Genomic DNA, 14,366 nt, shown 5'->3' with positions numbered 1-14,366 from the left:
GTCACGAGCGTACCGCCAGCTCGCGCAGTTGCTCATCGACGTCGAGGCCGAAGATCTGCAGGCCGGAGGCGTGGATGACCGCCGCGCCCGCCCGCAGCAGATCGAGTGGATCACCGGCCCGGGCGACGCGCACCACGTGCTGCTTCATGCGGACGACGGCGGCGCCCACCTCGACCGTGCGCACGCCGTCCTCGACGCTCTCGCGCACCTCCGGATACGGCTCGAAGAGCTGCCGCAGATCGCGGAGGATGTAGTGGGGGCGCTGGTCGGCGGGCGCGGCGAGCACCTGCTTGGCGCGATCAATGCCGGTCAGCACGAGTGCCGTCGCCATGCCGGCCCGGTTGCCGCCGAGGATGTCGGTGTCGAGGCGGTCACCCACGACGAGGGCGTTGCGGGCGCCGAAGCGCTCTGCGGCGACGTCGAAGATCGGCTTCTCCGGCTTGCCGGCGAAGACGGGCAGGCGCCCGACGGCGAGGTGCACGGCTGAGACGAGTGTGCCGTTGCCCGGCGCGATGCCGCGCGCGACGGGGATGGTCCAGTCGGTGTTGGTCGCCACCCACGGAATGCCGGTGTGCAGCGCGAAGGACGCCTCCGCCAGGTGCTCCCAGCCCACGTGCGGGGCGAAGCCTTGGATGACGGCCGCGGGGTCGTCCTCCGCGGAGCGCGTCACCGTGAATCCGGCGTTCTCGACCTCGGTGACGAGACCGTCACCGCCGACGACGAGGATGCGCGACGCGGGTTCCACGAGGCCTGCGAGCACGCGCACCGCGGCCTGCGGGCTGGTCACCACGTCGCTCGGGTCGACGGAGAGCCCCAGCTCGCGCAAGTGCTCGGCGACGGAAGCGTCGGTGCGGGAGGCGTTGTTGGTGATGTAGCCGACCCGCATCGTCTCGCCGGCGCGGGAGATGCTCTCCACCGCGTGCGGGATCGCCCCCGGGCCGGTGTACACGACGCCGTCGAGGTCGAGAAGCAGGGCATCCCGATCGCTCAGCGGGGTGGGCTGCGTGGCGTTACGGCGCATCGTCACCGTCGACCTCCACGATCTCCACGGTATCGTCGGCGGGCGTCTCGCCGTCTGCATCGGCGATCGCCGCGGCAGCGATATCGGCGCGCCGAGCCCAGTCATCGGCCTCCGTCTCGCGCCCGAGCTCGGCGAGCACGACTGCATAGGAGTCGAAGAGCGCCGGGCTGTAGCGGTAGGCCGTCGTCGGGTCCAGCTGCGGAATCTCCAGTTCCAGCAGCGCTGCGTCGAGCTGACCGAGGTCGAGTCGCGCGCCCGACATGGCGATCGCGAGCTCCACGCGCGCGGACTCGCTCAGCGTCGAGCGGTCGATCGATCGGGCCAGCTCGAGCGCCTTCTCGGGGCGACCGAGACCGCGCTCGCAGTCGACCATGAGCGGCACCTGCTCGTTCGATCCGGAGATGCGGCGATAGGTGCGCAGCTCGCGCAGGGCGAGCGCGAAGTCTCCGTTCGCGTACGCCGTGATCGCGTAGGTCTCTCGGGCGACGGCGATGCGTCCCGCGCGGCGGGCGGCCGCCGCCGCGTGCCGGTGCGCGAGCGCGGGGTCGTCGTCGATGAGCTGCGCCGCCATCACGAGGTGCTGCGCGACCCGGTCGGCGTTCTCTTTCGCAAGCGTGCGCAGCTCGTTGCGCGCGTGCCGGTCGAGCTCTTTGCCGGTGATGTGGTCGGGGATCGGCGGGTCATCGTGCCGCGGCCGGTCGTTGTCGCCCTCGGGCCGGTGCGGGCGATCCGGTCGGGATGCGCCCGCCGGCCTCGGCCCCCGGTAGCCCGCGCCGTCGCGCCGAGGCGCTCCCTCCCGCCGGGCGGCACCGTCCCGCCTCGGAGCGCCGTCCCGCTTCGCGGCACCATCCCGCCTCGGGGCACCGTCCCGCCTCGGGGCACCGTCCCGCTTCGAGGCACCGTCCCGCGCGGGCCGGTCCTCGCGAGGACGGTCGTTGCGCCGTGGACGGTCGGGGCGTTCAGCCATGGTCGGCTCCTGGGGTCGAGACCGGCCCGCCTCGCGTCGAGGCCGACCGGCGTGCTGGTGCGTTAACGCGAAATGGCCACCCATCACTGGGTGGCCATCTCACAAAGAAGTCCGGCGGTGTCCTACTCTCCCACGAGGTCCCCCTCGCAGTACCATCGGCGCAGAAGGTCTTAGCTTCCGGGTTCGGAATGTAACCGGGCGTTTCCCCTTCGCTATGGCCGCCGAAACACTATTGATTTATCAATCGTTTACGGACAGACATGCTCGGCACTGTTCTCACAGTGATGCTGTCTGTGCGCAGTTCTCGACCGTAAATCGAGAACCACAAAGTGGACGCGAGCAGCAAACTCATTCCCCTCACGAGGAGGGAGGTTGTTGTCAAGTTATCGGCTTATTAGTACGGGTCAGCTGCGAGGGTCTTTAGTCCCCTCTTCCACATCCCGCCTATCAACCCAGTCGTCTGGCTGGGAGCCTCTCACCATAAATGGTATGGAAGTCTCATCTTGAGGCCGGCTTCCCGCTTAGATGCTTTCAGCGGTTATCCATCCCGAACGTAGCTAATCAGCGGTGCTCCTGGCGGAACAACTGACACACCAGAGGTTCGTCCAACCCGGTCCTCTCGTACTAGGGTCAGATCCTCTCAAACTTCCTGCGCGCGCAGCGGATAGGGACCGAACTGTCTCACGACGTTCTAAACCCAGCTCGCGTACCGCTTTAATGGGCGAACAGCCCAACCCTTGGGACCTACTCCAGCCCCAGGATGCGACGAGCCGACATCGAGGTGCCAAACCATGCCGTCGATATGGACTCTTGGGCAAGATCAGCCTGTTATCCCCGAGGTACCTTTTATCCGTTGAGCGACAGCGCTTCCACAAGCCACTGCCGGATCACTAGTCCCGACTTTCGTCCCTGCTCGACCTGTCAGTCTCACAGTCAAGCTCCCTTGTGCACTTACACTCGACACCTGATTGCCAACCAGGTTGAGGGAACCTTTGGGCGCCTCCGTTACTTTTTGGGAGGCAACCGCCCCAGTTAAACTACCCACCAGGCACTGTCCCTGAACCGGATTACGGTTCGAAGTTAGATATCCAGAGTGACCAGAGTGGTATTTCAACAATGACTCCACGAACACTAGCGTGCCCGCTTCACAGTCTCCCACCTATCCTACACAAGCCACACCGAACACCAATACCAAGCTGTAGTAAAGGTCACGGGGTCTTTCCGTCCTGCTGCGCGTAACGAGCATCTTTACTCGTAGTGCAATTTCGCCGAGTTCGCGGTTGAGACAGCTGGGAAGTCGTTACGCCATTCGTGCAGGTCGGAACTTACCCGACAAGGAATTTCGCTACCTTAGGATGGTTATAGTTACCACCGCCGTTTACTGGGGCTTAAATTCAGAGCTTCGCTTGCGCTAACCCTTCCTCTTAACCTTCCAGCACCGGGCAGGCGTCAGTCCGTATACATCGTCTTGCGACTTAGCACGGACCTGTGTTTTTAGTAAACAGTCGCTTCCCACTGGTCTCTGCGGCCTTCAACGCTCCAGGAGTAAATCCCTTCACGAATCCGGCCCCCCTTCTCCCGAAGTTACGGGGGCATTTTGCCGAGTTCCTTAACCACGATTCTCTCGATCTCCTTGGTATTCTCTACCTGACCACCTGAGTCGGTTTGGGGTACGGGTGACTAGAACCTCGCGTCGATGCTTTTCTCGGCAGCATAGGATCACTGATTTCCCCCGTGAGGGGTACGCATCGGATCTCAGGCTATGTGAACGACGGATTTGCCTATCGTTCGCCCTACATCCTTACACCGGGACAACCATCGCCCGGCTCAGCTACCTTCCTGCGTCACACCTGTTAATACGCTAGCCGCACCAGCGTAGGGTCGAGTGCTAGCCCCGGCGCTCCTCCCCGAAGGGATCGGTCACCGGTATTCGGACTCTTAGCATTACTGGATTAGCTTGGGCGGTTCTTCGTCAGTACGGGAATATCAACCCGTTGTCCATCGACTACGCCTGTCGGCCTCGCCTTAGGTCCCGACTTACCCAGGGCGGATTAACCTGGCCCTGGAACCCTTGGTCTTTCGGAGGACGGGTTTCTCACCCGTCTTTCGCTACTCATGCCTGCATTCTCACTCGTGTGGCCTCCACGGCTGGTTCACACCGCCGCTTCTCTGGCCACACGACGCTCTCCTACCGATCCGCACGGCTGGACCACGAAGGCCTACCTAATATGCGAATCCTACGACTTCGGTGGTGTGCTTGAGCCCCGTTACATTGTCGGCGCGGAATCACTTGACCAGTGAGCTATTACGCACTCTTTCAAGGGTGGCTGCTTCTAAGCCAACCTCCTGGTTGTCTATGCAACTCCACATCCTTTCCCACTTAGCACACGCTTAGGGACCTTAGTCGGTAGTCTGGGTTGTTTCCCTCTCGACAATGAAGCTTATCCCCCACTGTCTCACTGCTGCGCTCTCACTTACCGGCATTCGGAGTTTGGCTGACGTCAGTAACCTTTTGGGGCCCATCGGCCATCCAGTAGCTCTACCTCCGGCAAGAAACACGCAACGCTGCACCTAAATGCATTTCGGAGAGAACCAGCTATCACGAAGTTTGATTGGCCTTTCACCCCTATCCACAGCTCATCCCCTCAGTTTTCAACCTAAGTGGGTTCGGTCCTCCACGACGTCTTACCGTCGCTTCAACCTGGCCATGGATAGATCACTTCGCTTCGGGTCTAGGACATGCGACTGAATCGCCCTATTCAGACTCGCTTTCGCTACGGCTACCCCTCTCGGGTTAACCTCGCCACATATCGCTAACTCGCAGGCTCATTCTTCAAAAGGCACGCCGTCACAGCTACTAGGGCTGCTCCGACGGTTTGTAAGCAAACGGTTTCAGGTACTATTTCACTCCCCTCCCGGGGTACTTTTCACCTTTCCCTCACGGTACTTGTCCGCTATCGGTCATCTGGGAGTATTTAGGCTTATCAGGTGGTCCTGACAGATTCACACGGGATTTCTCGGGCCCCGTGCTACTTGGGATACTCTCCGGGCCATTACGACATTTCGACTACGGGGCTGGCACCCTCTGTGGCTGGCCTTTCAAGACCATTCGTCTATATCGCGCTGTAACCCTTACTGCTCGGCAGAGCAGCAGGAAAGTCCCGCAACCCCGACCATGCAACGCCTGCCGGCTATCACACATGATCGGTTTAGCCTGATCCGCGTTCGCTCGCCACTACTGACGGAATCACTGTTGTTTTCTCTTCCTGTGGGTACTGAGATGTTTCACTTCCCCACGTTCCCTCTACCCGCCCTATATATTCAGGCGGGAGTCACTAGGTCGCACAAGTACGCCCAGCGGGGTTTCCCCATTCGGAAATCCTCGGCTCAAAGCTCGCTTATCAGCTCCCCGAGGCTTATCGCAGATTGCTACGTCCTTCTTCGGCTCCAGATGCCAAGGCATCCACCGTTTGCTCTTAGAAACTTGACTACATGAGTTTGAATCGATCGTGCGTCTCACACCCGAGGGCGCTCGACGCAGACCAATGATCTATATCTCTTTCGAGATGTTTGATCGTAGATCCGAGGTCTTGCGACCTCAGTTCTAAGATGCTCGCGTCCACTGTGTAGTTCTCAACATACGGTCGGTACCGCTCCTGCCGACGACCCCGCGCTGCTTCCAGAGCGGGGTGCTTTCTAGTCGGTCAGACCGCGGTCCGAGGAATCGAGTCTCGAGGTCGCCCTCGAGGCCCGGTCCCTCAGGACCCAACAGCGTGCATGTGATCCGCTCCTGCCAGCTGCCGTTCCAGCACCCCGAAGGATGCGTACTGAGCTGCCGGCACTCGCCGACCACCAAAGTCAATGTTCCACCCATGAGCTACCAGCTGAGAACGAACGTCTCAGATCTGGCTTCTGGCTGCACTCGCCGGAGCGAGGCAGCAGATGCTCCTTAGAAAGGAGGTGATCCAGCCGCACCTTCCGGTACGGCTACCTTGTTACGACTTAGTCCTAATCACCGATCCCACCTTCGACAGCTCCCTCCTTGCGGTTGGGCCACTGGCTTCGGGTGTTACCGACTTTCATGACTTGACGGGCGGTGTGTACAAGGCCCGGGAACGTATTCACCTTGGCGTTGCTGATCCACGATTACTAGCGACTCCAACTTCATGAGGTCGAGTTGCAGACCTCAATCCGAACTGAGACCGGCTTTTTGGGATTCGCTCCACCTTGCGGTATTGCAGCCCTTTGTACCGGCCATTGTAGCATGCGTGAAGCCCAAGACATAAGGGGCATGATGATTTGACGTCATCCCCACCTTCCTCCGAGTTGACCCCGGCAGTCTCCCATGAGTTCCCACCATGACGTGCTGGCAACATAGGACGAGGGTTGCGCTCGTTGCGGGACTTAACCCAACATCTCACGACACGAGCTGACGACAACCATGCACCACCTGTTTACGAGTGTCCAAAGAGTTGACTATTTCTAGCCCGTTCTCGTATATGTCAAGCCTTGGTAAGGTTCTTCGCGTTGCATCGAATTAATCCGCATGCTCCGCCGCTTGTGCGGGCCCCCGTCAATTCCTTTGAGTTTTAGTCTTGCGACCGTACTCCCCAGGCGGGGAACTTAATGCGTTAGCTGCGACACAGAAACCGTGGAATGGTCCCTACATCTAGTTCCCAACGTTTACGGCATGGACTACCAGGGTATCTAATCCTGTTCGCTCCCCATGCTTTCGCTCCTCAGCGTCAGTTACGGCCCAGAGATCTGCCTTCGCCATCGGTGTTCCTCCTGATATCTGCGCATTCCACCGCTACACCAGGAATTCCAATCTCCCCTACCGCACTCTAGTTTGCCCGTACCCACTGCAGGCGCGAGGTTGAGCCTCGCGTTTTCACAGCAGACGCGACAAACCGCCTACGAGCTCTTTACGCCCAATAATTCCGGACAACGCTTGCACCCTACGTATTACCGCGGCTGCTGGCACGTAGTTAGCCGGTGCTTTTTCTGCAGGTACCGTCACTTTCGCTTCTTCCCTGCTAAAAGAGGTTTACAACCCGAAGGCCGTCGTCCCTCACGCGGCGTTGCTGCATCAGGCTTGCGCCCATTGTGTATATTCCCCACTGCTGCCTCCCGTAGGAGTCTGGGCCGTGTCTCAGTCCCAGTGTGGCCGGTCACCCTCACAGGCCGGCAACCCGTCGTCGCCTTGGTGGGCCGTTACCTCACCAACTAGCTGATAGGCCGCGAGTCCATCCCAGACCGAAATTCTTTCCAGCTGCTGATCATGCGATCGCAGCTCGTATCCGGTATTAGACGTCGTTTCCAACGCTTATCCCAGAGTCTGGGGCAGGTTACTCACGTGTTACTCACCCGTTCGCCACTAATCCACCAGAGCAAGCTCCGGCTTCATCGTTCGACTTGCATGTGTTAAGCACGCCGCCAGCGTTCGTCCTGAGCCAGGATCAAACTCTCCGTAAATGTTTGATTGCCGAGCAGCTCGAGAGCCGCTGGCACATCTAGTGCTCCGATCGCCACCGAGGTGGTGAACCGGCGCGAGTTTGTCTGACTGAAGTTCGAATATCTACTGACATTCTTGTTTCAATCCAAAGGAATCTCATTCGACTGACCGAGGTCAGCCGACGAGGTTATTTGGCATTGACTTAGTGCACGCTGTTGAGTTCTCAAGGATCGGGCGCTCCAGACCTCCGGCTTCTCAGCCGTCGCAACTGGGCAACTTCCCTAATCTATCCGCCCGGGAGATCCGATGCAAATCGGAGATCTCGGCGACCGAGTGACTCGGCCGACGCATCCCGATCATGTGGATCGATCCGGTGGGCGGACTTGCCATCCTACTTGGCGATGAGCGCACCAGCAAGTGGCTGCTCTGTCTTGGAGGATGTGTCCCGCTTGAGGCCGACCGGCGGTTCCGCTGGCCGCACCTTTGGGGTGACGAGAGGAAACACTACGGCCCGATCACCCCCGCGACAAATCTCGGTGCATCCCGGGCGTGTCGCGCCTGCTCGGCCTCACTCGCTCGGTGGGTGGGCGGCCTCCGGAGGCGCCTCGCGACGTCTCATTCGCCCGCGAGAAGCAGGCCAGCGAGGGTCTTCTTTCCCCGCCGCAGCACCGCGACGCCGCCCGCGAGCGCGGCCCCCTCCAGCGTGCGCTCCTCGGCCGTCACCTTCTCGTTGTTGAGCGAGACCCCGCCCTGCGCGATCGCCCGTCTGGCCTCCCCCGCGCTCGCGCACAGGCCGGTCGCCACCAGTGCCTGCACGACGGTGTCAGACTCCGCCACGCGCGCCGAGGGCAGCTCGGCGACCGCGGCCGCCAGCGTCGCGGCATCCAGCTCGGCCAGGTCGCCCTGGCCGAACAGCGCTGCCGACGCGGCGATGGCCGCGGCCGCGGCATCCTCTCCGTGCACGAGTGCCGTCACCTCGAGAGCGAGCCGGCGCTGGGCCTCCCGCCGAAACGGCTCCTGCGCCACCTTCTGCTCGTACTCCTCGATCTCGACGCGAGGCAGGAAGGTGAACACCTTGAGACGGTCGACCACGTCGGCGTCGTCGGTATTGAGCCAGAACTGGTACATCGCATAGGGGCTGCACATCGCGGGATCCAGCCAGATCGCGTTGCCCTCGCTCTTGCCGAACTTCGTCCCGTCGCTGTTCGTGATGAGCGGGGTGCCGATCGCGTGCACGCTGCGCCCCTCAGCGCGGTGGATGAGATCGGTGCCGCTCGTCAGATTGCCCCACTGATCGCTGCCGCCCGTCTGCAGCACGCAGCCGTACTGGCGATGCAGCTCGAGGAAGTCGAAGCCCTGCAAGATCTGATAGCTGAACTCGGTGTAGCTGATACCCGCGTCGGAGTTCAGGCGTGCCGCAACAGCATCCTTCTTGAGCATCGTGCCGACGCGGTAGTACTTGCCGACATCGCGGAGGAAGTCGATCGCGCTCAGGCCCGCCGTCCAATCCAGGTTGTTGACCAGTCGCACGCCCGCGTCACCCTCGGCCGGCAGGAAGCGCCCCACCTGCCGCTGCAAGTAGCCCACCCACTCCGCGACGGTCTCGCGCGTGTTCAGCTGCCGCTCGGCCGTGGGACGGGGGTCGCCGATGAGACCGGTCGACCCGCCCACCAGAGCCAGAGGCCGATGCCCCGCCAGCTGCAGGCGGCGCATGAGCAGCAGCTGTACCAGATTGCCGAGGTGCAGGCTCGGGGCGGTCGGGTCGAACCCGCAGTAGTAGGTGATCGGCGGGCCGGCGAGAAGCTCGCGCAGAGCATCCGCGTCAGTCGAGACGTGCACGAGGCCGCGCCACACGATCTCGTCCCACACCGTCTCGAAGCTCGAATCGTTCTGCGGGGGCGCGAGTGTCACGGGTGCGGCGGTCACCGCGTCAGAGTATCAGCGGCGCATCGTCGGCGAGCCGCACGCGTGAGGAGGCGGAAGGGCGCTGCGGGAGGCAGCGGTGAGGAGGCGGAGGGGCGCTGCGGGAGGCAGCGGGAAGCACGCGGCGGGGTGCTGCGGGCCCGGTCGGCGCGCCCGGTCGCGCGAGGAGATCCACCCCCTAGGGTTGACCGCGAGGAGGGTCGATGTACGTCGTCGTCGCCGCACCGCGCACCGCTACTGCTGCACCGAACGCGTCCGATCGCGCACTGTTCGCCCTGCGCGCGCGCTTCGACGGCGACTACCCGCTCGCGCCCGAGCTCGTCGACGGTGCACTGCACGCGCTCACCCCGAGTGCGCGCGCGGCGCTCGAGACCGTGCTGCACCTCAGCCGCGACCGCTGCTGGACGGTCGGCCTGGGCCTCGGCAGCGTGCGCACGCCGCTTCCGGTCGGCGTGCACGAGGTCGCCGGACCCGGCATCGTGGCCGCCCACGACGCCGCGTCTGCCGCCGCGCGGCGTGCGAGTGCGTGCGCGGTGCGCGGCGTCGACGACGCGGCCGTCGAGCGACTCGAACCGCTGCTCGACCTCCTACTGGCGCATCGGGCTCGCTGGAGCGCGCACAGCTGGCAGCTGCACGACCTCCTCGACGCCGGAGCCACGCAGGCCGCCGCCGCCGCGACGCTGGGCATCACGCCGCAGGCGGTGAGCAAGCGCGCTCGCGCCGCCGGCCTGCGCGTCGACGCGGAAGCCCGCACCGCCCTCGCCGAGCTGCTCAGCGAGGCCGGGAACCGCCGCGCCTGACCGCGGCTCGGTACGCCGACACCGTCGGATCGCCGTCGATCCAGAATCGCCACGGGAACTCGGCGCCACCGCCCGGACCGGCCACCCCCACGCGGGGACCGCGGGCGATGCGGTCGGGGGCGAGCGGCGGCCGCACCTCCAGCCGCAGACCGTCTGCCGCGGCATCGTCGACGGGCGCCAGCAGGGTTCCCGAGTCGGCGAGCGTGACGCCGAGCGCCTGCGCGAGCCGCGCTGGCCCCCGCGCCAGATCGCGGGGCGGGATGCTGCGCTCGGGTCGCCCGCCGCGACGACGCTCGAGCGCTGTGTCGGCGCCCGCCACCACCTCGCCCGCGCGCAGCAGCAGCGCCGCAGCTCGACCCCCGGGCCCGCACACGAGGTTGACGCACGTGTGCATGCCGTACGTGAAGTACGCGTACACCCGCCCCGCCCCCGCGAACATGGGGCGTGTGCGCGGGGTCTCGCCGCGGAACGCGTGCGATCCCGGGTCGTCCTCGCCCCGGTACGCCTCCACCTCCGTGAGGCGCACGGTCACACCGCGGCAGTGCACGAGCGACCCGAGCACGCGCGGCGCCACCTTGAGCGGGTCGCCCTGCAGCAGCGCGAGCACGCGGATCAGTCGGGCAGGGCGGCGAGGCGCTCGTCGAGGTGCGCGCGCTGCGCGGCGACGGCGCTCGGCGCCGTGCCGCCGACGCCCGCTCGGGAGGAGATCGAGCCCGACACGGTGAGCACCGCCCGCACCTCCGGCGTCAGGCGCGGGTCGATCGCGGCGTACTCGTCGTCGCTCGGCTCGTGCAGCTCGAGGCCGTGCCGCTCGCAGTGCGCCACGAGGGCACCGGAGACCTCGTGCGCCTCCCGGAAGGGCACGCCCTGCCGCACGAGCCAGTCGGCCACATCGGTGGCCAGCGAGAAGCCCTGCGGCGCGAGCGCCGCCATCCGCTCGGTATCGAAGGTCAGGGTCGCGACCATGCCCGTGAAGGCCGGCAGCAGCACCTCGAGCGTCTCGACGGCGTCGAAGACGGGCTCCTTGTCCTCCTGCAGGTCGCGGTTGTAGGCCAGCGGCAGCCCTTTGAGGGTCGTGAGCAGGCCCGTGAGATCGCCGATGAGCCGGCCCGACTTGCCGCGGGCGAGCTCGGCGATGTCGGGATTCTTCTTCTGCGGCATGATCGACGACCCCGTCGAGTAGCCGTCGTGCAGCGTCACGAAGCCCACCTCGTGCGTGTTCCAGAAGATGATCTCCTCTGACAGTCGCGAGAGGTCGACACCGATCTGCGCCGCCACGTAGAGGAACTCGGCGACGAGGTCGCGTGCCGCCGTGGCGTCGATCGAGTTCTCGGCGGGGCCGGAGAAGCCGAGGTCGGCGGCGACGAGTGCGGGGTCGAGCCCGAGCGAGGAGCCGGCGAGGGCGCCGGCACCGTAGGGTGAGCGGTTCGCTCGCACCCACCAGTCGCGCAGGCGCTCGAGATCGCGCACGAGCGGCCAGGCGTGAGCGAGCAGGTGGTGCGCGAGCAGGATCGGCTGGGCGTGCTGCAGGTGAGTGCGGCCGGGCATGACCGCATCGGGATGCGCGTCCGCCTGCGCGGCGAGCGCCTCAATGAGCGCGCGCACGTCGCGTGCGATGACCGAGCCGTGGTCGCGCAGGAACAGGCGGATGAGCGTGGCGATCTGATCGTTGCGGCTGCGCCCGGCGCGCAGCGAGCCGCCGAGCTCGGGCCCGACCTCCTCGACGAGCGCCGTCTCGAGCGCCCCGTGCACGTCCTCATCCTCCGGGCGGGGCTGCAGGCTGCCGTCGGCCCAGCGCTCCTCGAGGCGGTCGAGGCCCGCGAGCATGCGGGCGAGCGCGTCCTCGGTCAGGTAGCCGGCGGCCGCGAGCGCCCGGGCGTGGGCGCGCGAGCCCGCGAGGTCGTAGGGCGCGAGCTGCCAGTCGAAGTGCGTCGAGCGACTGAGGCGCACGAGCTCGGGCGAGGGGCCGTCGCTGAAGCGGCCGCCCCACAGCGAGCCGTCGTTCGTCGCGCGCGCCATGTCAGGCCGCCCGACCCTGTGCGCGCTCCAGCAGCCAGACGAGCAGGGCCTTCTGGGCGTGCAGGCGATTCTCGCTCTCGTCCCAGATGACGCTCTGCGGCCCGTCGATGACGTCGGCCGTCACCTCGTAGCCACGGTCGGCCGGCAGGCAGTGCAGGAAGATCGCGTCCGGCTGCGCGAGGGCCATGAGCTCGCCGTCGACCTTGTAGGGGCTGAGGGCGGCGACGCGCGCGACCTTCTCCTCCTCCTTGCCCATCGACACCCAGGTGTCGGTGACGACGACATCGGCCCCCGTGACGGCCTCCACCTGGTCGGTGAGGATCGCGATCGAGCCGCCCGTGGCGCGCGCGATCTCGGTGGCGTCGGCGACGACCTGCGGGTTCGGCAGGTAGTCGGCGGGGCAGCCGACGCGCACGTGCATGCCGGCGGTGGCGCCGGCGAGCAGGTAGGAGTGCACCATGTTGTCGGCGCCGTCGCCGAGGAAGGCGACCGTGAGCCCGGCCAGGCGGCCCTTGTGCTCGCGGATCGTCAGCAGGTCGGCGAGCAGCTGGCAGGGGTGGAAATCGTCGCTGAGAGCGTTGATGACCGGCACCGTCGTGCCTTTCGCCATCTCTTCGAGCCCGGCCTGGCCGTAGGTGCGCCACGCGATCGCCGCGACCATGCGCTCGAGCACGCGGGCGGTATCGCTCGGGGTCTCCTTGCCGCCCAGTTGGCTGTTCGCGGTGGAGATGATGAGCGGCTGCCCGCCGAGGTCGGCGATGCCGACGGCGAAGGAGACGCGCGTGCGGGTCGACGACTTGTCGAAGATGACGGCGACGGTCTGCGGGCCCTCGAGGGGGCGGGTCGCCCAGCGGTCGCGCTTGAGCTCGACGGCGAGGTCGAGGATCTCGGCCTGCTCGGCGGGCGTCAGGTCGTCGTCGCGCAGGAAGTGCCGCGTGGTCGGCGACGGTGCGGGGTCGGTCATGGGCGGGCGGCCTCCAGGCTCGCGGCGAAGACGGTGAGGAATCGGTCGATCTCGGCATCGCCGATGATGAGCGGCGGTGCGAGGCGCACCGTGGTGGGGCCCGTGGCGTTGATGATGAGGCCGCGCTGCAGGGCGTGGCCGACGATCGCCGGCGCGATGGGCTCGGCCACCTCGATACCGAGCAGCAGGCCGCGCCCGCGCACCTCGACCACCAGGTCGCTGCCGAGAGCAAGGATGCCCTGCCGCAGCTGCTCGCCCCGCCGAGCGGCGTTCGCCACCAGGTCGGCGCGCTCGATCTCGGCGAGCACGGCGTCGGCGGCACCCGTCGCAAGCGGATTGCCGCCGAAGGTGGAGCCGTGCTGACCGAGCGTGAAGAGCTCGCTCGCCGCACCGGTCGTGACGAGCGCCCCGATCGGCACGCCCCCGCCGATGCCCTTGGCGAGCGCGATCGCGTCGGGCATCGCGCCTTCCGGCAGCTCGCCGGCGTGCTGGAATGCGAACCAGTCGCCGGTGCGCCCCGCCCCGGTCTGAATCTCGTCGACGATGAGGAGAGCGCCGTGCGCGGTCGTCAGCTCGCGCGCTGCGGCAAGGAAGCCGGCCGGCAGCGGCACGACGCCGGCCTCGCCCTTGATGGGTTCGAGGAGGACGGCGGCGACGTCGTCGCCCATCGCCGCCTCGAGGGCGTCGAGCTCGGTCGGCAGGTGCTCCACCCCCGGTACGAGCGGCTCGAAGGGCTCACGCAGAGCGGCCTTGCCGGTGAGCGCGAGCGACCCCATCGTGCGCCCGTGGAAGCCCGCCTCGAAGGCGAGGATGCGCGGCCGGCCCGTGCGCCGCGCGAGCTTGATCGCGGCCTCGTTGGCCTCCGCACCCGAGTTGGCGACGTACACGCGACCGCTCTCGCCCGCCCCGGTGAGGCGCACGAGGCGCTCCGCGAACGCGATCGCCTGCGGTGTCGTGAAGTAGTTGCTGACGTGCACCGCGCGCGCGGCCTGGGCGCTCACCGCCTCGACCACGGCGGGGTGCGCGTGGCCGAGGGCGTTCACGGCGATGCCGGCGAGGAAGTCGAGGTACTCGGCCCCGTCGACATCCCACACGAGGGCGCCGCGACCGTGGTCGAGCACGGCGGAGGGGGTGGGGGAGGACGACATCGCCACGCGTGCGAACCTTGCGCGCATCGCCTCGGTCTTCGGGCCGGTCACCGGGTCAGGCGCGCTGTG

Annotated in this window: 8 protein-coding genes and 3 rRNA genes; 1 reads left to right on the top strand and 10 read right to left on the bottom strand. The window is 65.9% G+C overall.

Annotated elements, in window-relative coordinates; translation table 11 throughout:
- Position 1: 1 nt before the first annotated feature.
- The 6 genes from RJQ01_RS00625 to tyrS form a co-directional block, all read right to left on the bottom strand.
- Positions 2 to 1,021, bottom strand: a complete 1,020-nt coding sequence (locus RJQ01_RS00625; RefSeq protein WP_350474854.1) for an HAD-IIA family hydrolase — start codon at positions 1,019 to 1,021, stop codon at positions 2 to 4.
- Complete coding sequence (locus RJQ01_RS00620; protein ID WP_350474756.1) at positions 1,011 to 1,988, bottom strand: hypothetical protein; 978 nt, start codon at positions 1,986 to 1,988, stop codon at positions 1,011 to 1,013. Before RJQ01_RS00620 ends, RJQ01_RS00625 begins: the two co-directional genes overlap by 11 nt.
- A 109-nt stretch (positions 1,989 to 2,097) precedes the next feature.
- Positions 2,098 to 2,214, bottom strand: a 5S ribosomal RNA gene (gene rrf, locus RJQ01_RS00615).
- A 148-nt stretch (positions 2,215 to 2,362) separates the two neighbouring features.
- A 23S ribosomal RNA gene (locus RJQ01_RS00610) occupies positions 2,363 to 5,478 on the bottom strand.
- Between the two features lie 463 nt (positions 5,479 to 5,941).
- Positions 5,942 to 7,463 (bottom strand): 16S ribosomal RNA (locus RJQ01_RS00605).
- The 16S, 23S and 5S rRNA genes sit together here, the layout of an rRNA operon.
- Before the next feature lie 595 nt (positions 7,464 to 8,058).
- Entirely contained in the window at positions 8,059 to 9,369 is a 1,311-nt protein-coding gene (gene tyrS / locus RJQ01_RS00600; protein WP_350474755.1) for a tyrosine--tRNA ligase, read from the bottom strand.
- Between the two features lie 200 nt (positions 9,370 to 9,569).
- Here tyrS and RJQ01_RS00595 point away from each other — a divergent pair, with 200 nt between their 5' ends.
- Complete coding sequence (locus RJQ01_RS00595; protein ID WP_350474754.1) at positions 9,570 to 10,166, top strand: DNA-binding protein; 597 nt, start codon at positions 9,570 to 9,572, stop codon at positions 10,164 to 10,166.
- Here the strand turns inward: RJQ01_RS00595 and RJQ01_RS00590 are convergent.
- Genes RJQ01_RS00590 through RJQ01_RS00575 form a run of 4 tightly spaced genes read right to left on the bottom strand, consistent with a single transcriptional unit; the run spans position 10,138 to position 14,324 of the window.
- Positions 10,138 to 10,773, bottom strand: a complete 636-nt coding sequence (locus tag RJQ01_RS00590; RefSeq protein ID WP_350474753.1) for a DNA-3-methyladenine glycosylase — start codon at positions 10,771 to 10,773, stop codon at positions 10,138 to 10,140. The two genes, RJQ01_RS00595 and RJQ01_RS00590, sit on opposite strands and share 29 nt — an antisense overlap.
- A 5-nt stretch (positions 10,774 to 10,778) precedes the next feature.
- Entirely contained in the window at positions 10,779 to 12,185 is a 1,407-nt protein-coding gene (gene argH, locus RJQ01_RS00585; protein WP_350474752.1) for an argininosuccinate lyase, read from the bottom strand.
- Position 12,186: 1 nt separating this feature from the next.
- On the bottom strand, positions 12,187 to 13,149 hold the full coding sequence (gene argF, locus RJQ01_RS00580; RefSeq protein WP_350474751.1) for an ornithine carbamoyltransferase: 963 nt from the start codon (positions 13,147 to 13,149) through the stop codon (positions 12,187 to 12,189).
- Entirely contained in the window at positions 13,146 to 14,324 is a 1,179-nt protein-coding gene (locus RJQ01_RS00575; protein WP_350474853.1) for an acetylornithine transaminase, read from the bottom strand. The genes argF and RJQ01_RS00575 overlap by 4 nt, the downstream gene beginning before the upstream one ends.
- Positions 14,325 to 14,366 lie beyond the last annotated feature (42 nt).

This window comes from Microcella sp. (assembly GCF_040286215.1).
GTDB lineage: Bacteria > Actinomycetota > Actinomycetes > Actinomycetales > Microbacteriaceae > Microcella.
The sequence above is the reverse complement of the archived record's forward strand: the minus strand, read 5'-3'. Positions and strand labels throughout refer to the sequence as shown.